The organism is Actinoplanes sp. SE50/110, from assembly GCF_900119315.1.
In the GTDB taxonomy this organism is placed as follows: domain Bacteria; phylum Actinomycetota; class Actinomycetes; order Mycobacteriales; family Micromonosporaceae; genus Actinoplanes.
The window spans coordinates 6,854,007-6,874,318 of the sequence record NZ_LT827010.1 but is presented as its reverse complement, the minus strand read 5'-3'; the positions used below and the strand labels follow the sequence as shown (position 1 = coordinate 6,874,318).

At 67.1% G+C, this 20,312-nt stretch carries 20 protein-coding genes; 18 read left to right on the top strand and 2 right to left on the bottom strand.

All coding sequences use genetic code 11. From position 1 onward, the window contains the following. The first annotated feature begins 135 nt into the window (after positions 1–135). Positions 136–1,326 (top strand): condensation domain-containing protein, encoded by a 1,191-nt coding sequence (locus ACSP50_RS30680; protein WP_155123682.1) that lies wholly within the window; start codon positions 136–138, stop codon positions 1,324–1,326. A gap of 11 nt (positions 1,327–1,337) precedes the next feature. On the opposite strand, the gene ACSP50_RS30675 is transcribed toward ACSP50_RS30680, so the two are convergent. Next, positions 1,338–2,567, bottom strand: a complete 1,230-nt coding sequence (locus tag ACSP50_RS30675; protein WP_014693190.1) for an ATP-grasp domain-containing protein — start codon at positions 2,565–2,567, stop codon at positions 1,338–1,340. A gap of 415 nt (positions 2,568–2,982) precedes the next feature. Between ACSP50_RS30675 and ACSP50_RS30670 the strand changes: the two genes are divergently transcribed. The 17 genes from ACSP50_RS30670 (at position 2,983) to ACSP50_RS30595 (ending at position 19,043) form a co-directional block, all read left to right on the top strand. Then, a complete protein-coding gene (locus ACSP50_RS30670) occupies positions 2,983–4,242 on the top strand; it encodes an MFS transporter (RefSeq protein ID WP_080128087.1) in 1,260 nt (419 codons plus the stop codon). A gap of 107 nt (positions 4,243–4,349) precedes the next feature. Beyond that, a complete protein-coding gene (locus tag ACSP50_RS42615) occupies positions 4,350–4,712 on the top strand; it encodes a hypothetical protein (RefSeq protein ID WP_155123681.1) in 363 nt (120 codons plus the stop codon). Positions 4,713–5,368: 656 nt separating this feature from the next. Beyond that, the gene (asnB, locus tag ACSP50_RS30665; RefSeq protein ID WP_369793881.1) at positions 5,369–7,594 is read left to right on the top strand and encodes an asparagine synthase (glutamine-hydrolyzing); all 2,226 of its coding nucleotides are present in this window, start codon (positions 5,369–5,371) and stop codon (positions 7,592–7,594) included. Next, complete coding sequence (locus ACSP50_RS30660) at positions 7,591–8,379, top strand: type II CAAX prenyl endopeptidase Rce1 family protein (RefSeq protein ID WP_014693187.1); 789 nt, start codon at positions 7,591–7,593, stop codon at positions 8,377–8,379. The genes asnB and ACSP50_RS30660 overlap by 4 nt, the downstream gene beginning before the upstream one ends. Continuing rightward, on the top strand, positions 8,376–9,158 hold the full coding sequence (locus ACSP50_RS30655; protein WP_014693186.1) for a hypothetical protein: 783 nt from the start codon (positions 8,376–8,378) through the stop codon (positions 9,156–9,158). The genes ACSP50_RS30660 and ACSP50_RS30655 overlap by 4 nt, the downstream gene beginning before the upstream one ends. Next, positions 9,158–9,442 carry a PqqD family protein gene (locus ACSP50_RS30650; protein ID WP_014693185.1) on the top strand — a complete coding sequence of 95 codons (285 nt, stop codon included), beginning with the start codon at positions 9,158–9,160 and terminating at the stop codon, positions 9,440–9,442. The genes ACSP50_RS30655 and ACSP50_RS30650 overlap by 1 nt, the downstream gene beginning before the upstream one ends. A gap of 3 nt (positions 9,443–9,445) precedes the next feature. Then, complete coding sequence (locus ACSP50_RS30645; RefSeq protein WP_231956750.1) at positions 9,446–10,522, top strand: diiron oxygenase; 1,077 nt, start codon at positions 9,446–9,448, stop codon at positions 10,520–10,522. A gap of 54 nt (positions 10,523–10,576) precedes the next feature. Next, positions 10,577–11,695: a hypothetical protein gene (locus tag ACSP50_RS30640; protein ID WP_014693183.1), complete on the top strand. Its 1,119-nt coding sequence runs from the start codon at positions 10,577–10,579 to the stop codon at positions 11,693–11,695. 82 nt (positions 11,696–11,777) lie between these two features. Continuing rightward, positions 11,778–12,455, top strand: coding sequence for a hypothetical protein (locus tag ACSP50_RS30635; RefSeq protein ID WP_014693182.1), 678 nt, complete (start codon positions 11,778–11,780; stop codon positions 12,453–12,455). After that, positions 12,455–13,153 carry a hypothetical protein gene (locus tag ACSP50_RS30630; RefSeq protein ID WP_014693181.1) on the top strand — a complete coding sequence of 233 codons (699 nt, stop codon included), beginning with the start codon at positions 12,455–12,457 and terminating at the stop codon, positions 13,151–13,153. The genes ACSP50_RS30635 and ACSP50_RS30630 overlap by 1 nt, the downstream gene beginning before the upstream one ends. Further along, on the top strand, positions 13,150–13,890 hold the full coding sequence (locus ACSP50_RS30625; RefSeq protein ID WP_014693180.1) for an alpha/beta hydrolase: 741 nt from the start codon (positions 13,150–13,152) through the stop codon (positions 13,888–13,890). Before ACSP50_RS30630 ends, ACSP50_RS30625 begins: the two co-directional genes overlap by 4 nt. Continuing rightward, a complete protein-coding gene (locus ACSP50_RS30620) occupies positions 13,887–14,708 on the top strand; it encodes a formyltransferase family protein (protein WP_014693179.1) in 822 nt (273 codons plus the stop codon). The genes ACSP50_RS30625 and ACSP50_RS30620 overlap by 4 nt, the downstream gene beginning before the upstream one ends. Continuing rightward, positions 14,705–15,709, top strand: a complete 1,005-nt coding sequence (locus tag ACSP50_RS30615) for a nucleoside-diphosphate kinase (protein WP_014693178.1) — start codon at positions 14,705–14,707, stop codon at positions 15,707–15,709. The genes ACSP50_RS30620 and ACSP50_RS30615 overlap by 4 nt, the downstream gene beginning before the upstream one ends. Then, entirely contained in the window at positions 15,697–17,034 is a 1,338-nt protein-coding gene (locus tag ACSP50_RS30610; protein WP_014693177.1) for an aminotransferase class III-fold pyridoxal phosphate-dependent enzyme, read from the top strand. Before ACSP50_RS30615 ends, ACSP50_RS30610 begins: the two co-directional genes overlap by 13 nt. After that, positions 17,031–17,243, top strand: coding sequence for a bacterioferritin-associated ferredoxin (locus tag ACSP50_RS30605; RefSeq protein WP_014693176.1), 213 nt, complete (start codon positions 17,031–17,033; stop codon positions 17,241–17,243). The genes ACSP50_RS30610 and ACSP50_RS30605 overlap by 4 nt, the downstream gene beginning before the upstream one ends. Further along, complete coding sequence (locus ACSP50_RS30600) at positions 17,240–18,376, top strand: insulinase family protein (protein WP_014693175.1); 1,137 nt, start codon at positions 17,240–17,242, stop codon at positions 18,374–18,376. Before ACSP50_RS30605 ends, ACSP50_RS30600 begins: the two co-directional genes overlap by 4 nt. Before the next feature lie 16 nt (positions 18,377–18,392). Then, the gene (locus ACSP50_RS30595) at positions 18,393–19,043 is read left to right on the top strand and encodes a hypothetical protein (RefSeq protein ID WP_014693174.1); all 651 of its coding nucleotides are present in this window, start codon (positions 18,393–18,395) and stop codon (positions 19,041–19,043) included. A gap of 63 nt (positions 19,044–19,106) precedes the next feature. On the opposite strand, the gene manA is transcribed toward ACSP50_RS30595, so the two are convergent. Then, positions 19,107–20,300 carry a mannose-6-phosphate isomerase, class I gene (gene manA, locus ACSP50_RS30590; RefSeq protein WP_014693173.1) on the bottom strand — a complete coding sequence of 398 codons (1,194 nt, stop codon included), beginning with the start codon at positions 20,298–20,300 and terminating at the stop codon, positions 19,107–19,109. Positions 20,301–20,312: the final 12 nt, after the last annotated feature.

Genomic DNA, 20,312 nt, shown 5'->3' with positions numbered 1-20,312 from the left:
ACCAACCACAATGCTCATCTGAGTCGGGTGTTCGGTGCGGACCGGACGGCGAATACACCGGGAGAAGCAGTGCGTGAGGTTGCGGTCGCCCCGCTGACACTGGGCCAGCTGTCGTGTCTGCGCACCCTCGAGCGGATGCCTGCCGGCTCCCCCGATGGCCTCAACCTGGTGCGGTCGTGGGACGTCCCGCCGGGCCAGACGGTCACCAGCGTGCTGAACGCACTGGACCTGCTCGAGGCCCGACACGAGTCGCTTCGGACGATCTTCCCGGACACCCCTTCACTCGCGGTACGTCAGGTGATCCTCGCGCCGCGGGGCGTATCGGTCGAGGTGCTGGAGGTGACCGACGCCGCAGACGCCGACCGGCACGCGCAGGAGCTTCGTCGACGCACCTTCTCGCTGGACTCGGAGAAACCCCTGCGCGGCATGGTGTTCACCATCGGCGGCGTGCCCGTGCGGGCGGCGCTGTGCTGGCACCACATCGCCGTGGACGGTTGGGCGATCCAGCGGCTGCACCGCGAGTTCGCCGACATTCTGGCCGGCCGCACTCTGACGGACCCCGCGGTGAGCTGTCGTGAACTGGCATGGGAGGAGCAGTCGGACCCGGCAGTCGAGCGGACCGCGCGGGCGGTGGAGTACTGGACACGAACCGTTGGTGACGTGCCCAGCGGCCGAGCGGCCTCGCTGGGCACCCTCCGTACCCGGTGGGCGACGCTGCGCTCGTCCACGATGCGCGAGGCGGCGAGGCTACTCGCGGCAGAGTGTGGGGCGTCGTTGCACAGCGTTGTCCTGGCCGCCTACTGCCATGCGATCGCCGAGCGGGACGACACCGATTCACCGTTGGTGGCGCTGATCTCCGGCAACCGGGCCGGCACCCGCATGAAGCAGGTGGTGGGCACGGTGGAGCAGGTATCGCCGGTGCGCGTGCAAGTCGATCCGGCGGAGAGCTTCTCGGCCCTGGTGCGGCGGGTGCACTGGGACACGATCACGGCGTATCGCCACGGAAGGCACAATGTGGATGTCGTGTCGCGCGAGGTGGGATCGCTGGGGTACGAGGGGTCCGGTTTCGGTTTCACGTATTTCTACAACTACATGCCGCGCCCCGCGCGGAGTACCGTCGCCGCACCAGCACACCCGCCGACACGGATAACGACGCGGGACGCGGGCCGGGACAACGGCTATCCCGTCTACCTCGTCGTCGATGACGACACTGAGCTGACCTGCGACCTGCGCGATGCGCCACCCACCCCGGGGTACGAACCGCTGGAGCGGCTCCTGTCCTGCATCCAGCAGGTCGTCGCAGCCGAGGCGGACGGCGGAAGCTGACCCTCGGCCGCCTACTCGACGACGGCGGAGATGCCCCGCGCCGCAGCCATGGCAGCATTGAACGACAGATTGCTGGATTCGGCGACGGTGCGAATCTGGCAGAGAGCGCCGCGGTAGTCGGTCGGCGGTTGGACCCAATCCCCTGGGGCGGCGGAGGGCAGCGCCTGCACGACGAACGGTGCCGCACCCACCTCGTCCAAGCCGCGCATCTGAACGAGTCGACCGGCCACCTGCGGATACACGGTGACCGTTGTCGACGCCTTTCCGTTGTGGCTGAGATCCGGCAGCGGCATCTGCAACGCGGACAAGCTCAGGATTTCCGAGACGGAACTGTTCAGGCAGTCGCTCATCATCATCGTCAGCAGTCCACCCGGATGGCGCACATTCAGCTCCACGATGGCCGCGCCGTGGCTTGTCACGATGAATTCCGTGTGCAGCATTCCCTGCCTGATGCCGTACGCCTGGACGCACGCCTCGACGGCCCGCCGCATCTCATTCTCGTACTGCCACGGCACCTGGACGGGGAAAGTGTAAGAAACCTCGCAGAAACCCGGGTTGGGGCCGATCTGACGGTCGGTCACTCCCAGGTGGTGACACGTTCCGTCGGAGACAATCGTTTCGAGACTGTATAGCGGCCCGGTGAGGTATTCCTCGGCCATCAGATCGCCGTCGAGGTACCGCTCAGCGTTGCTGAGCTCGAGGTACCGCTCGCGCGCCTCGGTGGACGACTCCACCAGTCGCACATCCATACTGCCGGTGCCGCGGCAGTTCTTGAGTACGACCGGGCCGCCAATCTCCTCGGTGAACGCCACGAATTCGTCGGCGTCTGCCGGCGCCGCCCATCGGGCAGAGGTAATCCCGAGTTTGTCGTACAGGCGGCGTGCCGCCCGCTTGTCACGGAAAGTCTGCATGGCCGGCACAGACGGGTATGGGGCGCCCACCGCCTCCGCCAGCGCGGCCGCGAAAGGCAGACTGCGGTCCAGTCCGCACACCACGCCGGACGGGCCGGCGGCCTGCTCGATGCTGCTGACGAGCCACGCGGGCACCTCGGTGACCTCGGAGGACGGCACCTTGAAGACACGACCACGACTTTCGAGCGTTTCCATCACCTCGCCCCCCAGGCGCTCCGGCGCCCACTCGGGGTTGGCGCTCACATATGCGGCGTCGAAGCCGTGATCGACGGCCCACCGAACATGTGACATTCCGGCTCCGGTGGGGGCCGACTCAACGAAGAGAAGCATGGTGTACTCCCGGTTGCGTTTGGTGCTGGCCGAACTGCAGCGGCCGTGATGTTATCTTGCGCGGAGATCGGTGGCGCCTCGGATCGACGATCGCCGACAGGCCGACGGTCCGAAGTGAAGAGTGCCACGTGGTAGCCTGAACGCGGCTCCCACCCGGCGCAGTCGGGCTGCGGCGAATGGTTCCCACCATTCTGCCGGATCGCAACGCACTCCACCCGCTCCCGCGGACGGCGAGCGGTCGGAAAGCCCTTGGTCCCCCCGCTCCGGCGACCATTATGGAGCTTCGCCGACGCTCTCGCGCATGCGCGAGTGGCGCAGGCCGCCGGGGCCGTGCCGGGGCCACGTCTCACGAGTCCGAACTAGCGGAGGCAGCCGCTGCCTGTGCTTCCAACTGGCGATGGTGCGGTGACAGATCATGTCGAGTAACGGTCGATTCGGCGCGCTGGTGGAGCGTCCATTCCGACTGTTGTGGAGCGGACGCACCGCATCGGCGGTCGGTGATTCGCTAATGCCGGTCACGGTGACGTTCACCGTGCTGTCCGTCGGCGGATCCGCCAGTGATATCGGATTGGTTCTGGCCACCACGATGGTGGCCCGCATGGTGCTTCTGATCTTCGGCGGGGTTCTTGCCGACCGGCTACCGCGGCGGCTGCTGCTCATGGGCAGCGACGTGTTCCTGTTCTGCGTGCAGACGGTAGTCGGAATCCTTCTCCTGCAAGGCCACAAAAGCGTCGGGATGCTCCTGGTGGCGGCGCTCTGTTATGGCGCGGCGTCGGCGATCTCGAAGCCGGCACTCATCGGTATCGTGCCGCAGACCGTCAGCAATGCGCGGCTGCAGCAGGCAAACGCGCTCATGGAGCTGTCCAAGAGCGGTGCGGAGATCCTCGGCCCCGCCGTCGCGGGTGCCACGGTCGCCCTGGCCTCGCCGGGGTGGGTTTACCTGCTCGACGCCGCCACGTTCCTGGTCAGCGCGGTGACCGTCATCGGTCTCCAACTCGCGCCCATGGCGGACAGGGAGCCGGAGAGCTTCCTCAAGAACATCGTCGGCGGCTGGCGAGAGATGGCCGCGCGCACCTGGTACTGGGGTGCGGTGTGCTGCCACGGGGTGTGGAACGTCGGCTCCTGCGCGTTCTACGTGCTGGGGCCGGCCATCGTGGCAACCCAGACCGGCGGTGCCGCAAGCTGGGGTCTCGTCAGCGCCAGCATGGCTGGTGGCGCCGTGGTCGGCTCGGCGGTGGCGCTGCGAGTCCAGCCCCGGCGGCCCCTCGTGGCGGCACATGTCGCTCTCCTGCTGGTAGTGCTGCAGTTGTCCGCACTCATCGGCCCCTCTCCGACCGGTGTGATCATGGCAGCGGGGTTCGTGAGCGCCGCGGGCATCGCCTACGCCAACAATCTGTGGACGACCTCCGTTCAGCGGTTGATTCCCGAGAAGGTGCTGTCGCGGGTGAACTCCTACGACTGGCTCGTCTCCTTCGCGGTGGCGCCGCTGGGGTACGGCGCAGTCGGACCGCTCTCGGAGAAGATCGGCAACGCGGCGACTCTCGAGATCGCGCTCGTCATCGTCATCGCCGCCGCCACCGCGATCATGTTGGTACCCGGCATTCGGGCACTACAGCAGACCCGAAGCGGCGCGTTGGAGGGATGGCCCGAGCTCGCGGCGCGAGGCGATGCCTGACGGGATGTTCCTTCGCCCGGATGAGGTTCGGACGGGTCGGCTTCAGCCCACGGGTTCTCCCCTCCGGCCTCTCGCGGTTCGCTGTGTCACCCGCGGTGGAGTGGGACGTGGACGGTCTGTCGGCCGCAATGTTCCCTCGGGGGAGGGGAATGCCGTTGCGGAAGGCTGATGCCGAGGCGTTGCGCGGTATCGGGCGGGACGTGGCGAAGGCCGCCACGACGTTGCAGGAAGCGGCGAAGGCGGTCGGCTCCGGTCTGGTGCCCGCGCCGCGTCATGGCCGGAATTGCCTGATTGCCAACCGTGAACGTGATTCTCACAGGGCTTGCCGCGGAAACGAGTGCGGGCGGGAGCATTTTTCTTGCTCGGGAAATCCGCTGCAAGGCGGCGGGCGCCGGAACCTCTTAAGTCTGTTTTCATTTGCGACGGCAGGTTGGTCGGTCCCAGAAGAAATTGTGCGCGCAAGCAATTAGCCGTCGATGGCGTGCGTCCGTGCCGCGAGTGTCTGTTGTGAAGGTTGCCACGATCTATCGGGATCGACCGCCGGCGAAGCTGTGTCGGAGACGCCCACCGCGCCTGAACGTCCTGTCAGGAACCGCTGTGAGCTGCTCATATGACGTCAAGGCGCGACGACTTCTCCGGTTTCGCCGGTCCACTGTGTAGGATCTGAGGCGACAGCATGTTGCAATAGATGATCTTGACAGGCTGCCGACCTGGTGATCTAATCTGGATCTATTACGGGGTTGCAACAACGGGGATAACACGTTTCTGTGCCATTCCGGGTGTCGTCTTCGCCATACGACGGGCGATTTTCGTGCACCTGGGATGCCGTGCATAGTCGCGTGGAAAGACTGAGCAGTTCGGCATTGTAGAGTGTTCGGCGCTGAGTTTTGCTTCCATCTTCGTGTCGCGTATCCCGACCCAAGGAAGGAGGCGATCTACATGCGCAAGTACACCAAGCCCGTGGCTAAGAAGGTTGTGTTCGGCACCGTTCTCTCGAACGTCTGCTGATTGACGAGGATATGCCGCGTAGTCGTATGCGCGGCATATCCTCTCCAGTTCTTCTGGCCGTCGCCCGCACCCGGGCGCGGGCCCGACGTCACGTGACCACGAGTCTCTCGTCTCATCAATGTCGTACGCCAGTGAGGGAAACATGTGTGGATTGGCCGGATGCGCCGCTCTGGGTGGAGCATCGCTCGGCGGCGATGCCGAGGCCCTGCTCCAGCGGATGACCGCAGCGGTCTCCCATCGAGGTCCGGACGGGCGTGCGTTCCACCGCTCGGAGTCCGTCAATCTGGGGTTCACCCGGCTCTCCCTGGTCGACCCGGTCGGTGGCGGACAGCCGCTGAGCACCGACGACGGATCACTGGTGCTGATCGCCAACGGTGAGGTCTACAACCATCGTGAGCTGATCGCCGGCCTGCCGACCGGGACCAAGATGCGTACCGGCTCGGACTGTGAGGTGCTGCTGCATCTCTACCGCCGCGACGGGCTGAACTTCCTTGACGCCGTACGCGGCATGTTCGCGGTGGTGCTCTGGGACCGCAACCGGAATCGGCTGATTTTCGCGCGGGACCGCTTCGGCATCAAGCCGCTCTACTACCACCGCAACCAGGAACGGATCATCTTCGCCTCCGAGATCAAGGCGCTGTTCGAGGATCCGTCCTGTCCCCGCGAGATTGACTGGCTGGGCGCGCTCTCCGACCAGATGATGACCGGTGCCATGGTGCTGGACGACAGCCAGCCGAGGTCCTGGTTCAAGGAGATCGAACTTGCTCCGGCTGCCTCCATCGTCACCATCGACTTGCTCACCGGCGACACGAAGACCCATCAGTACTGGTCGTTCCCGACCTTCGACGGCGCCCGGACCGGCTCAGAGGCCGAACTGATCGACCGCTACCGGGATGCCCTCGCGTCCTCGGTGGCCGAGTGCGGTGTGGCGGACGTCGAGGTCGGCCTGTTCCTCAGCGGCGGCATCGACTCCGCCGCCGTTGCCGCGTTCGCGCCTGAGAAGCCTCGGACATTCACCGCCCTCAACGGCAGCACGCTGCTCAACGGGGACGCCGAATACGGTGACCGCATCGCACGCCACGTCGGCCTGGTCAATCATCAGGTGCTCTTCGACACCACCGTCACGCCCAGCGCGGATGAATGGAAGCGGCTGCTCTGGCTGCTCGAGACGCCGCTGGCCGGGCCCGAAGCCTTCTACAAGTATGAGCTCTACCGGTACGTCGGCGCGTATGCGCCGGAAATCAAGGCGATGCTGCTGGGCGGCGGCGCGGACGAGTTCAACGGCGGATACTCGGTGTCCTTCGCGGGTGGAGGAGACTGGACCGACTTCGAGTCCAACGTCCGCCGGATGGAGCTGCGTACGGCCCAGTGGACCCGGCCCGACCTGGGCACCTGGTGGGAGCAGTCGGACCGGTCGCTGGTCCGGGAGTCCGTCCTGCGTGACGCCGCCGGCGGAACCGGCCGGGACGCCTACGACATGTTGTTCCGATGGAAGTACCGGGACGTGCAGCAGTACAACTGCTGGCACGAGGACCGTACGGCCGCGGGCAACGGCATCGAGGCCCGGGTCCCGTTCCTCGATCACCGGCTTGTCGAACTGGTCGCCGCGGTTCCGAAGCAACTGCGCCCGGCGCTCGTCTGGGACAAACAAATCTTGCGGCGCGCCATGGCGGGCCTGCTTCCGCAAGACGTCGTCAACCGGCCCAAGGTTCCGTTCTTCTACGGCGACGGTGTGCTGCACACCTACCGGACGTTCGTCCGGATGCTCGCGCAGAACGGTGGCGTCCTGCTCGACGAGGCCTTGAGCGGCGCCGGAGCCAGGCAATTCCTCGACGCGGACAACATTCGGACGGCTCTGCACGGGCTGCAGCAGGATCCCGCCTCAGGCCACGTCGAGTTTCTGCTGCACGCGGTGAACCTTGGTCTGCTGGAGCAGATGACGCACAGCCTTCCGGCCCGGCCCGCCGAGGCGGTCACCGCAGCGGTGCCCGAGAGCATCACCGTCCACGATTGGGACGAGCAGCGGAGCTCGATCGAGGAGGCGGTGCTTCAGCGCCCGGCCATCGACGACGAGACGGTTGTCGGTCTCGCGGACGGGGCGCTGCTGCTGCATTCCCCCGACGACCCGGCGACCTGGTACGTAGTCGTCGACGGCGCCATCGAGTATGTGATCGACGAGGATGACAACCCGCACTGGCCGGCTCTGCTCCGTGCACTGGGCGAGGAGACACCGCTGGGTGTGGTCCGAGAGACTCTCGGCATCACCCTCGCCGTCGCACGTGACCTGGTGGTCGAAGGTCTGGAGTCCGGTGTGCTCACGCTGTCCGCCGAGGTCGTGGGATGACCGTCACCAACGTGCGCGCTGGTCGAGTCCGTCGGCCGTACGCCACCTCATTCGATCGACCGGGTTGGACGCTGGACTCACGGCGGCTCATCGCCATGTCCTGTGTGGCGGCGTTCAGTGTCGGCTTGTGGAGCGTCGGCGGCGACTGGGCCAGAGTGATGGCCATCGTCGTGATCGTCGAGGCTCTGCTGATGTGTCTGCCGTGGCGGGTACCGCGCACCATGCGCAGTGGTGTGAGCTTCTGGGCGGAGACGCTGTGCGGTCTCCTCGCCCCGATCGTGGCGGTCACCATGACGGTCGTCACCCGGCCGGCCTGGCTGACCGCAGGAGCCGACTGGTGGTGGTTCGGGGCCGCCGTTGCGGTGGCGGCCGGACTCATCGCCCTCAGTGACCTGCGTCTGCCGTCACTGCTGTCCGGAGAGTTGGCCTTCGTCTTCGGCCCGACGCCGCGGGCACACGGCGCGGCGCGCGCGTTCGCCACCACGGTCTGCGCGGTGGGTGAGGAGGCGGTGTTCCGGGTGCCGGCGTTGCTGGTCAGCCCAGCCGCGCCCGTCGGCCTGCTGGGTGCGATCGCGTTCGTCGCGAGGCACCACATTCAGCCCGGCACGAACCGGCGCGGCACGATCCGCTCAACCATGGTGGAGATTGCCGCGGGAGTGCTGCTCCTCGGTTTGACAGTGGCGTCCGGGTCGATCTATCCGGCGCTCCTCGCGCACATTCTCAACAACATTCCCAACGTGATCCTGGAGCTTCAGCGGGAGAACGACGACAGGGGCTGGACATGATCATCGATCGCGAGCACATCTTGGCCGAGATGAAGGTTCGTGCCCTGGTGCCCGACGACTGCCTCGCTGTTTTCGCGGTGGGCTCGATCGCCCGCGGCTGGGCAAATCCGGGCAGCGACTTCGACTTCATCGCGATCACCGCGCGGCCGTGGTCGGTGCAGGGCGCCCGAAGTGTTCCGGTGCCGCTGGAACCCAATGCGGTTCAGGCGCTGGAACTCCAGGTGGGGGAGCGTCGGTGGGAGATCGCCTACTGGCTCGACGGACAGATCGACCAGATGTTGGCCAAGGCGAGTTGGCAACAGTTCGACGCCGGGATCTCCTCGCTGAAGGTGCTGACCGATCCCGAGGAACTGCTGTTGGGCCGCTTCCCCACCGCGGTGCCGCTGCTCGGCGCGGACTGGCTCGAACGCCGCCGCGCGCAGCTCGCGGAGTCGGCATACAAGGCGTTCATGACCACCCGCTCGCTTGCCGAGGCCGACGGCAATGTGGAGGACGTTTTCGGGATGCTGGCCGCGGGTGACGCGCACAGCGCCGTGCTGGCGGCCCGCAAGGCGTTCGGGCACATCGTTGATGCCCTACTGGAGAGCAACAACGACTTCGCATCGCGGTCACCGAAGTGGCGCGCCCGCCGGATGCGCGACGCCGGCCTGCCCGTTCTCCCGTTCGAGCGGTACTGGGCGGTCGAGACCATGGCCGACTTCGACGAGCAGGACCCGGCGGCATGGGCCGCGCGGGTCGCCCACCTGTGCAAAGACCTTTCCGTGGAGATCGAGATCTGATGGCTACCGCCGGCACCCTCACCGCCCAGTCCGTTGTCCAGCGTGCCTCCGGCGCCCGGTTTCGGAAATTCCGCGGCAAGCTGTTCGTCGCCAACGCCTCGCTGGCCTTCGAGCTGGACGAGATCGCCGAGTTCATCTTCCGGCAGGTCGACGGCGAGTCGTCGGTGGAAGCGATCGGTGCGAAGGTAGCCGCCGAGTACGACGTCGACGTGGCCGAAGCCGTCGCCGACAGCCTCGAACTACTCAGCCAGTTGGCCCAGAACGACATGGTGCATTCCGTGTGAGGGGTGGTCATCGCGCCAGATCGTCATGCGTCCATCGGGGTTAGCGTTCAGGAGGCTCGTATGTGTGGAACCGTTGGCCTGTTCATCGGCTGTGCCGCGCTGTCGTACTGCCCCAAAGAACTGCTGCTACAGACCGCACAGCAGGCGGTCGGCAACGAGCCCGAATATCGCAGTCCGTTTCGCAACTGGCACGAGCGCGCGAGCGTCCGTCAGGCACCGCGTCGTCTCCTCACCGAGGGGGCCATCCGGCCGTACTTCCCGGCCGAACTCGTACCGGTGACCCGCCATCCCCTGATCAAGGGGCTGGCCCCGGAAACCTTCGATGAGGTGCTCATCCAGCACCTGTATCGATATCTGAACTTCACCGCACGCTTGGAATATTCGGTGGTGAACCGCACGGTCCTCGGCATCGCGTCCGGCTCGGTGGGTGTCACCCTGCCCGAAGAGATGCGGTTCGACGCCTACAAGATGTACTGCGACGAGGCCTACCACACGCTCTTCTCCGTCGACCTCGCGCGCCAGGTTCAGCAGCGTTCCGGCGTGGTCGCCCGGCTACCGGATGAGCCGTACTTCATCGTCCGGCTCAAACAGCTGATAGCGGAACTCCCCGAGCGTGATCGAGCGCTTGCCGAGCTCTTGTTCGTCATCGTTTCCGAGACTCTCATCTCGGCAACGTTGGCGGACGTTCCGGAATGGGACGGGGTCTCCGCGGCGGTCCGCGGCACAGTTCGGGACCACGCCGCCGATGAGGGCCGGCATCACGCCTATTTCGCGGCTTTCCTGAGATTCCTCTGGGGCCAGCTGTCATCCGACGATCGTCGTCGGGCAGCCGTGCTGGTGCCCCGGCTGATCGACATCTTCCTCAGACCGGATGTGCCGGCGCTGCGGGCAGAGATGGTCGGCTACGGGCTCACCGCGGAGGAGGCCGAGTGTGTCGTCGATGAAACCTACACGCCGGATGTCGTCCGAGAGCACGTAGCGGCGACCTCACGACAAACCGTCCGTTACTTCGAGTCTCTCGGGGCATTCGACGACCCGCTTGCCGCGGACGAATTGCACCGTTACGGGATGGCATCTTGAACCCGTCGCAGCCCGGGTGACAGGCCCTGCGGCGGCAGCAGTGAAAGGCTGACATTGAACACGTACACCGACCAGCTAGCACTTCCGATCGAAGTGCACTGCCACGGTTTCGGCCGGGTGGATTTCTCCGAGTTCGCCACACTTGACCTCGAAGAGCTAGACCGCCAGTGCGCCGAGGAGGGCGTGCTGAGCATCCCGACGCTTTACCTGCACCGGGACCGGTTGACCGACTTCGAGCAGTTCATGCACCGCTATCACGCGTTGCGCCGGGCCGGTCGGTTGCCCCATGTCGCGGGGGTCGCTCTGGAAGGCCCGCTGCTGGCCAGCCACGGTGGCACGCCGAAGGCCACGGTGTGGGCGCCGACCCGGCACGAGTGGGAGCGGCTGGCGAAGCTGGGCTCGCTAGGCCTCGTCTACACCGTCGTGTCGCCCGATGCCTTCACCGCGGCCTCCGGTCTCTACGAGGCTCTCGACGATCGGCACCCGCGCCTGGACTGGATCGTCCCCCTGCTCATGGAGCACGGAGTTCGTCCCGCACTGGGACACTTCACCCGGGCCGACGAGCTGGCCAGCGCCGAATTGGTACATGACATCGTGGAAATGGCCTGGCAGAGCGAGTGGACCGGGCAGGGGGCCCGGGTGGTCACCGATCACCTCTTCAACGACATGCCGTTGCGCATCCGGCACGCTTTCCGGACCTCGGCGGCCCGCAAAGTCAGAGACAGTACGCTCGCCGCGTACGACCTGCCGAACTGGACTTTGGCGGACATGGGCGAGATCGCCGGCCCGGTTCCCGCGGTGATCATGCGGGAAGCGGCCGCGGGTCGGCTGTCGGCCTGTATCAATTTCGATGGCGAGCACGTCGATCTGGCGATCGCCACCCGCGCGGTCGAACTGATGGGTTACTCCAACGCGATGATGATGACCGATCGCTGCGACTCGGCTCGCATCGGCGGCCAGGCTCTGCATCAGACCGAGGAGAACGGACTGTGGTACCAGGACGGCGGTATTGTCGCCGCGGGTTCCCAGCCGCTCGCCAAGCAGATGCGTAACGCGCAGGTCAACGGCATCAGCGACGCCGATCTTTGGCAGCTCGCCACGTCGACCGCGCACCGGGCGTTCGGCACCGGCGTGCGGACCGACCTGGCCGCCCTCAGCGTCGATTCGCAGTGAGCTCTGACCACGACAAGGAATTCGGCATGCGGGGCTGTCGCGCCGCTGTGCCTGCCATTGACGAAACGCGGAGGAACGACGGATGTTGGACGCGCTGAATCGCCTGACAGTGGACTGGTCCGACCTGCCCAAGGCGCGGCAGCAGACCAAGGAGATCCTCACCGCCCTGGCCGAGGACAAGAACGCGCTTGAGGAGCTGCTGGCCCGGGCTCGGGAGGAGGAAGACCTCTTCGACAAGTGCGAGCACCATCGGCTGCTCGACAAGTTGGTGATCTACGATGCGCTGGACCGCGGGTTCCGCATCCGGGTCCACGTCTCGACCGAGGACCACCGGGACCGGCCGCACGACCACCGATTCTCCTTCACCTCGCTGATTCTGCGAGGCAACTACCGGCACGTGCGTCACGAGTTGGTGGGCAACCTGGGAGACGTGCCGAACGACGTTCAGGACGACTTCGACGCGCGCGAGTCCGACCTGCGTGTGGTCCCGCGCTTCGTGACGACTGAGCGGGCCGGCAACTGCTACACCCTGCACCACAGCGAGATCCACACCACCTACACCACCCCGAAGACGGTGTCGCTGTTCCTCCGGGGTCCGGCGGAGAAGGAACGCTCGCTGATCACCGAACGGGAGACCGGCCGGGTGTGGTGGCGGTTCGGCGAAGACCAGGAGAAGGCGTCGCGCCGGGGAAGTAAACGGATCAGCAAGCAGTACTTCGATGACCTGACCGGCCGGCTGCGAGCCATGGAGGTGCTCTGATGACCGAAACGATGACGAGTGGTGCGGTGATCAGTGCGCAGGAGCGGGCCGCCGTGGAATTCATGGCGTCGCTGCCGACCGTGCGGTGGGATGACATCGAGGCCGCGGCTGAGGTGACCGAGCGGATCGCGCGTCGTCTCGGCGACGACCGGGAGATGCTGGGCGCCCTCGTCGACCGGGTCCGCCGGACGCCGGAGCTGCGTAAGAAGTGTGAATGCCACGCCCTCGACGACAAGATTGTGATCTGGGACGATCCGGAGAAGGGTCTGCGGATCCGGTTGCGGCTGGCGAATACCAATCAGTACGAACGGGTGCACAATCACCGGTACAGCTTCACCGCATACATCCTGCGCGGGGCCTACCAGCACACGCTGTACGCGACCGACCAACCGTTGGACGACACCGCGGACGTCGACCGGTTCTGGCCGCACTTCATCCGTGAGGAGCCGGCGGGCCGCTGCATCACGCTGCACCATGATCAGCTGCACACCACGATCACCGAGCCCGAGACCATCTCGCTGATGATCCAAAGTCCGGCTCAGAAGCGCCGCGCTTTCATGATCCGGCGCTCGGACGGTCACGTCTGGTGGCGTGAGGGGGCCGCCGACGAAACGGCGGAGCGGCGGGCCGAGGTTCAGATGTCGGACGAGCGTTTCGAGCACTGGGTCACTCGGCTGAAGGCGTTCGGCGTGCTGTGAGCATCACTCAGAAGGTTCTCCGCTACGGCGACTCGTCGTGGCAGCGCATCGACATCTACGAACCGGGTGACAGCGCACCGCGCTGCCGGGCGGTACTGATCCACGGTGGTTTCTGGCGGCACGACCGCACCGCGCTCGACCTGGAGCCACTCGCGTGTGCTCTGGTCGCCCGCGGATGCGGCGTGGCGGTCCTGGAGTACCGCCCGGTGTGGGACGGCGGCGCGTTCCCGGCCTCCGTGCAGGATTGCGTCGCGGCCATGGCCGCGCTCGAGGGGAGCGACGAGCGGTGGCGGGACGCCGTCGTGACCGGCCACTCCGCCGGCGGGCACCTCGCCCTGAGCGCGTTGGCCGGACGAGCCGGAAAGCGCCGGGTCGTGCTGCTCGCTCCGGTGACCGATCTGGAGTCGGCTGCCGAACTGGAGGTGGGCGACGGCGCGATCGGCCACTTTTTGGCGAAGCATCATGCTGTCGGCGGCCGTACCGTCGAGGCGGTTCCGGTGATCGGATCCGCCGACGTCACGGAACTGGTGGTCGTTCAGGCCGAGAACGATCAAGCGGTCCCGTCCGCGCTGATGGACCGTCAGGTCGCCCGGTGGCGGCACGACGGTCTGCCGGTGACCCACCACCTGGTCGCGGGGGCCCGGCACATGCACCTGGTCAACCCGCAGCGAGGCGGTAGCGATGTGACCATGGCCTTGCTGACCGGCGCCGAGTTGTCGACAGGGAATCCGCGGTGACCGATGCCGTGACGGTTCGTACGGTCGGGTTGGATCAGGCGACGACTCCGCTCCGGATCGGGGTGCTGGTCTCGGCGACCGGCGCCAATCTGCGCACCTTGCTGGACATGGCGGCGGCTGACCCGGATACGTACGAGGTGGCGCTGGTCGCATCACACGCGCCAGGGGTGCCCGCCATCGACGTTGCCCGCAGCGCCGGAGTACCGGCGTGGCCCGGCGACTTCGACGACTACTGTGGGCTGTCCTCCCAGGCGAGCACCGACGCGGACCGTGCGCGGTACCGCACTCGCGCACGGGAGTGGCATGACCGGCTGAACGCACGCATCGGCGCATGGGAGGCCGTCCACGGACGCCTGGACCTGATCGTCCTGGCTTACCACCGATGGATCGAGGGCGATCTGCTTCAGCGTTTCGCCGGCCGCATGATCAATCAGCATCCCGGGGATCTGAGTCTGCTCGGCTCCGCCGGCGAGCGGTTGTTGATCGGCAAGGACCCGGTGCGCCTGGCCATGAAACTCGGACATCGGTCGACGCGTACCTCGTGCTTCCTGGTCGACGGCACCCGCGACGGCGGCGCCGTGCTCTGCCTCGGGCCGTCGGTACCCGTGGAAGATCGTCGTCCCACGGCGGCCGAGGCGCACGAGCAGGAGATGCGGCAGAAAGCGGCGAGCGATCAGGTGGCGCTGCGCTGGACCGTACGGGCCATCGCAGAAAAGCGCCTGGCGATCGACACGGCCGCGACGCACCGGGACGGCAGCCCGGTGGTGCTCATCGATGGAACGCCCACGCCGCTGGGCGGAAGGAGATTCGGGCTATGAGCCACCCGGCGACCGAGACGGTTCGGCGGTCTGCGGTGCCCGCCACGGCCCTCCAACGGCTGACCGTCGATGCGGCGAAGGATGCGGCATACCGCCACGACACCTACTTCCGGGAGGGGCTGTGGTCCTTCGAGCGGCATGCCCGCCCGGAGCGCCACCACGACGTCACGTTCGTCGTGCTCAAGCCCGACGCCATCGCCGGCCGTCGTGGTGAGCAGGTACTCGGCATTCTGCGGGAGCGTGGTTGGGCGGCGGTCGCGGCGACGACCGTCCGCTTCGATCCCCTGCTCACCCGGGAGATCTGGCGTTACCAGTTCAACGCGGCATCGGCCCAGCGGATCGCGGTCGTCGACCACCTCCTGGGCTCCGGCCCGTCGTTGCTCGTTCTGCTGTACGACACCAGTTCCGCGGACCTGCCGGCCAGTGTGCGCCTGACGGCGGCGAAGGGGTCGGCGGAACCGCGTGCCGCCCGTGAGGGCGACCTGCGTACCCGGATCGGCCGGGTCAACGGCCTGTTCAACTTCATGCACACCGCCGATGAGCCGGCCGACGTGGTGCGGGAACTACAGCTCTTCTCCTACCAGGCAGGCTGGGACTGGTGCCGGGACGCACTGCGGGACCCTGCGGCCGTACTCGCCTCGGCGAATCCGGCAGCGTCGATGCGTGCGCTGCTGAACCAGGTGACGACCGAAATTCCGGCTCACGACCTCGATCTGCCGGCCGCGCTGCGCCGGCTCGCCGCCGGTCAGGATCGATGGTCGGAGCTGGCGCTCGATCACGCACGCGTGGACGAGGTCGACCTGTGGCTGGCTGAGCTTCGTCGCACGCCGCTGCCCTCCGGCACCGGCCGATGGGACGTGTTGACCGTGCTGACCGGCTGGATCGAGTGCAACGAGCCCGATGTCGCCGCGCTGCTGGACACCCCTCTGCCAGCACGGTGGGCCGCCATCACCGGCCACCGGCCGGTCGACATGCCGAGGAGTGCGAGATGCCCCAGCTGAATGCGACCGTGCCGGTACCGCCATTTGTGGGCACCGGGAATCTGATCTATCGGTCGGCGGTGGTGCCCCGATTCGTCGGCGCGGCCGGCTGCTTCCTGGAGGCTGAAGACGGCCGCCGATACCTCGACGCGGAGGCCGCGAACGGCACCGCTGCCTGGGGATATGACAAGTCCCTGTTGGCTGAGGCGTTGCTGCGCTGCGCCGAGTTGCCGGCCCTGCCGTCATTCTGCGAGTCGTCGCTGCGAGTGCGTGTCCTGAGCCGCCTGGAGCGGCTGTTCTCCGAGGTCATCGGTGCACCCGGACGCGTTGAGCTGGACCTTGGTGGGGCTCAGGGCATGGAGACCGCGCTGCGGATCGCCTTCAGCTCCCGGGGACCCGGCACGGTCATCGTCTTCGAAGGAGCGTTCCACGGCCGCTCCGGTGTGACCAGCATGCTCAGCTCCAGCCCGCGCTATCGTGAGTTGCTGGCGGCCTGGGGGCTGGAAGTCGTCCGGCTGCCGAGTCCGGACTGCCGGAGCTGTCCGCACAACATCACGGCAGACTCCTGCACGCCCGGGTGCATCACGGCGGTCTCGCGATGGGGATCGGAGCTGTCCGGCGTGGGCGGACCAGGCTTCCGGCGGAAGGCCTCGGCGTTCATCTTCGAGGCGGTCCAGAATGTCGGTGGCATGGTCCAGCCGGATCCCGTCCTGCTGCGAGCCGCCGCCGAGCACGCCCGGAGCCAGGGTGCCTTGGTCATCGCTGACGAGATCTTCACCGGCATGCACCGGGTCGGGCCACGCTGGGGCTTTCAGCTGGCCGGCATCGAGCCGGACATCGTGGTCACCAGCAAGGGACTGACCAACGGCGCGGCGGCACTGAGTGCGGTGTGGGCTCGCGAGCCGCTGGCAGACGCGGCCCACTACCCGCCGGGAAGCCACTCGTCCACCTATGTCGGCATCCCGCATGCGCTCGCGGTGGTCGACACCATGCTCGACCGCTGGGAGGCGTGGGCCGAGGTCGAGCACGACGTCGCGAACCTGGAATTGGCCATGCGCGGCCGCCTCGAGGAACTGGCGAAGCGGCACCCGTGGGCGATCGATCAGGTGGACGCCCTCGGCGCGACCGCGCGAATCGTGCTCACCGGACCCCATGCCGCCGACCTCCGGCGACTGTGCGGAACGGTCCACCCTCAGCACGGCTTGCTGGTGGCCTCCACGGGAATGGCTCCCGACGTCATCAACATCCACCCGCCGTTGGTGTTCGGCGCTGCCGAACTGGACCTGATGGCCGAAATCCTCGACCTGGCCCTCGACGCGTTGCGGACCGAGGGAGAGCCGGCATGAACGAAATGGACGACCCGCTGATCTGCATCTGCCAGCAGGTGAGTGAGAAGGAGATCGAAGCGGCACTGGCTCAGGGCCACTGTTCGCTTGAGGCGATTCGCGCGGCGACCGGGGCCAACACCGGATGTGGCGACTGCGCACCGGATATCGAAGAGCTGCTGTTGGCCGCGCGGGCCGATCTGGGACACGAAGAGGTGCGGTGCACATGACCGACAGTCAGCCCGTTCTGGTGGGCGCGATCCTGGAGAACGGCATTCCCCTCGTTCTCGAGCCGACCGCAGCGTCCGAGGCGCTGGTCGCCGTCGTGTTTCCGGTAGCGGGCGACGATCTTGCGGAACGGGTGGTCGCTCAGCAACTGGCCGACGCGTTCCACCGGGCGGTCCGGGCGGACGGGTCATCCGGTGTCGTGCTGGCTGACGGACTTCTGACCGCGTGGTGCCGGACACCGCCGGAGCGGGTAGCCGAGATGCTGCCCCGCTTTGCCGACGCGCTGCTGCGACCAGACTGGGACGCGGAGGCCTGCCGATCGGCCGGCGCCGCGGCTGCGAAGAAGCCGCACGACACCCGGGACCGGGCGGTGAATCAGCTCCGGAGCCTGCTGTTCCCCGACAATCTGGCCGCCCCGGGCAACGCTGGGCAGTGTTGCGATCTAGAAACCCTGGTTGAACGGCACCAGAAAATGCTGACCCGCCGGCCCGTGATCGTGGCCTCTGGTCCGTCGGTGGCGCTGGACGCGCTCCCCGCGGCACTCGGCCTTCTCGGCGAGCCGCGACAGTTCGGCCACGGACCCGGCCGGGCCCCGGGGTGGGCGGCGGTGTCCGTCGGTGGCGTGAACCTGGGATCCGGGACCGGCGACACTCCCACCTGGCTGGTGCTCGGCGCCCGCAGCGTCGACGCCGAAGGAGTCCGGCCGGATGCGTTGATCGTGCTTGCCGAGCTCTTCGGCTCCGGTCCGGCATCGCTGCTGCGGCGGACGTTGACCGACATCGGCATCACCGGCCAGCTCCACAGTGCCTACGTTGCCGGCGATGCGCCCTGGTGGTACGTCGCGCTGGAAGTCCCGGCCGGCCAGGTCGCCGAGCTGGAGTCGATCGTTCGGGAGACCTTCGAGGTCATCATCGATCGGCGCCTGTCCGAATCCGCCTTCGAGGCGGCGCGCCGGGCCGCATGGGCTCCCCGGCCGGACCACGTCCGCGAACTCACCCGCCTGATTCATCGGGCCGCCGCCGAGCTGGACCAGCCGGGCGCTGCTGCGGCGCCAACCCCGGAAACGCTGACCGCGCACGATGTCGCGGTGGCGGCCCGCCGGGTCCTGGCCGGCTACGCCGTTACCGTCGCCTGACATTGAGGAGTGTTGGATGGACCGCGTTCTTGACCGCCTGCAGAGACTTGACTGGTCACGGATCGAGGTTGCCGAACGGGTTGCCGGTCAGGTCACCGATGTCGTCACGACTCCGGGCGCGTTACGCGAACTGATCGACAATGCGCTCGGCGACAAAGATCTGCTGACCATGTCAGAATGTCAATGGTGGGGCGACCGCATTGTGTTGTTCGACGACCCGGACAGCATGGTTCGCATTCGTTTGCATCGTTTCGACCAGGGTACCCATTTTCCGCACAGTCACCGTTGGCCCTTTCACACGAAAGTGTTGAAAGGCAAGTACATTCATCGCCTTTACGGTCCTGAATCGTATGTCAGGCAGCAGGTGGAATCCGGGGTGACCACGCTGACGCCCAGCACGATCCGTACGGAGACCGAAGGCTGCTCCTATGCGATCGATCAGCACATGGTGCATTCAGTGACGTCGGCGACAAATACGTTTTCCTTGGTGGTGCAGGGGCCACGGCTCAAGGAACAGTCGTTGCGTACGGCGCAGGACGGGTCGCTCATCTGGAAGGGCGGCCGGGCGACCGAGACCACAGCCGCGGTGAAGCAGGTATTGATGGGCGCGGACCGGCTGCAGGAGGTTCGCGAGCTGGCGCTCCGTTCCGGACTGATCGACAAGTAGGCGAGATGGACTGAAGCCGTGGCGGCCCGATGGCCGCCACGGCTTCATCTGTCAGAACAGCGGTTATCCGACGCTCGCCATGACCACCCGGGCGTCACCGGTCACGGTGACCGCACCATCGCGGGCCGCCACAAAGCAGCTCTCGCCGCGATGGAGCTCCACGGAGTCACCGGCGGCGACACGCACGACCGCCCGGCCCTCGAGACACAGCAGGATGCGCGGGCCAATGGCGGACGGCTCGCTCCGGCCGCCGCGCGGCTCGATCACGTACAGGCGGAATTCCGGCGCCGGGACGTCGTACGCGGTCACGCCCGGACTCACCGTGGTCGCCTGAACCTGCGGAATCGGCACGCTGGGCTGGGCGATCCGGGCCAGCTCGGCCACGTCGATGTGCTTACCGGTCAGCCCGGCGCGTAGGACATTGTCGGAGTTCGCCAGCACTTCCACGCCGACACCCTTGAGATAGGCGTGCACCCCGCCGGCCGGCATGTAGAGGGCCGCACCCGGCGGCAACTCCACGTACTCCAGCAGGAGCCCGGCGACCAGACCGAGGTCGCCGGGATGGTCCACGGCCACCTGCGCCATCGCCGCGCACGCCGGCGCGTATCGGCCGCCGCCCGCGGCGACCCGCCCAAAAGCCGCCACCACCGCGTCGAGCAGGGCGGCTCGCTCCTCAGTCGGCCAGGTGAGGATCCGCACGAGTGCATCGCTGCGGGCATCGCCGGCCGGGCTCTGCCGAAGCGTCTCAGCGATCGGCGCGAGCTGGGGCACGCCCAGTTCATCGAGCAGGGCGGCGGCGTCCGGCGCGGACCGGAAACCAGCCAGTGCCTGGAACGGCGTCAGGGAGTAGACGATCTCGGGTTTGGGCCAGTCGTCGACATAGGTGCGGGTCGACGTCGCGCCGGCGAGGATCCTCTCATTCTCCTCCCGGAATCCGGCCTCGGCCTGCTGGCGGTCCGGGTGCACCTGAATCGACAGGGCCTTTTCCGCCGCGATCACCTTGAGCAGGAAGGGCAGCCGGGGGCCGAATTGTTTGACCGCCGACTCACCGATCTCACCTTCCGGGTCGGCGGCCACGACCTTTTCCAAATCAGTGACCGCGCCGTCGCGATCGAGGCCCGATGGACCACCGGGATGCGCACCCATCCATAATTCCGCTTCCGGGCCCAGGCTCGGGGTCGACCGGCCCTGAAGCTCGGCGACAGCGTATCGCGAACCCCACTCATACGGCTTCACGACTGGCTTGAGAAGATCCATGTGCGTATCCTA

What these genes read in the sequence shown, in the direction of transcription:
- ACSP50_RS30595 (WP_014693174.1), top strand. Translation starts at nt 18,393, where the DNA reads ATGGACCGCGTTCTTGACCGCCTGCAGAGACTTGACTGGTCACGGATC.
- ACSP50_RS30650 (WP_014693185.1), top strand. Translation starts at nt 9,158, where the DNA reads ATGGCTACCGCCGGCACCCTCACCGCCCAGTCCGTTGTCCAGCGTGCC.
- ACSP50_RS30610 (WP_014693177.1), top strand. Translation starts at nt 15,697, where the DNA reads ATGCCCCAGCTGAATGCGACCGTGCCGGTACCGCCATTTGTGGGCACC.
- ACSP50_RS30635 (WP_014693182.1), top strand. Translation starts at nt 11,778, where the DNA reads ATGTTGGACGCGCTGAATCGCCTGACAGTGGACTGGTCCGACCTGCCC.
- manA (WP_014693173.1), bottom strand. Translation starts at nt 20,300, where the DNA reads ATGGATCTTCTCAAGCCAGTCGTGAAGCCGTATGAGTGGGGTTCGCGA.
- ACSP50_RS30615 (WP_014693178.1), top strand. Translation starts at nt 14,705, where the DNA reads ATGAGCCACCCGGCGACCGAGACGGTTCGGCGGTCTGCGGTGCCCGCC.
- ACSP50_RS30670 (WP_080128087.1), top strand. Translation starts at nt 2,983, where the DNA reads ATGTCGAGTAACGGTCGATTCGGCGCGCTGGTGGAGCGTCCATTCCGA.
- ACSP50_RS30655 (WP_014693186.1), top strand. Translation starts at nt 8,376, where the DNA reads ATGATCATCGATCGCGAGCACATCTTGGCCGAGATGAAGGTTCGTGCC.
- ACSP50_RS30680 (WP_155123682.1), top strand. Translation starts at nt 136, where the DNA reads ATGCCTGCCGGCTCCCCCGATGGCCTCAACCTGGTGCGGTCGTGGGAC.
- ACSP50_RS30660 (WP_014693187.1), top strand. Translation starts at nt 7,591, where the DNA reads ATGACCGTCACCAACGTGCGCGCTGGTCGAGTCCGTCGGCCGTACGCC.
- ACSP50_RS30630 (WP_014693181.1), top strand. Translation starts at nt 12,455, where the DNA reads ATGACCGAAACGATGACGAGTGGTGCGGTGATCAGTGCGCAGGAGCGG.
- ACSP50_RS30605 (WP_014693176.1), top strand. Translation starts at nt 17,031, where the DNA reads ATGAACGAAATGGACGACCCGCTGATCTGCATCTGCCAGCAGGTGAGT.
- ACSP50_RS30600 (WP_014693175.1), top strand. Translation starts at nt 17,240, where the DNA reads ATGACCGACAGTCAGCCCGTTCTGGTGGGCGCGATCCTGGAGAACGGC.
- ACSP50_RS30675 (WP_014693190.1), bottom strand. Translation starts at nt 2,567, where the DNA reads ATGCTTCTCTTCGTTGAGTCGGCCCCCACCGGAGCCGGAATGTCACAT.
- asnB (WP_369793881.1), top strand. Translation starts at nt 5,369, where the DNA reads ATGTCGTACGCCAGTGAGGGAAACATGTGTGGATTGGCCGGATGCGCC.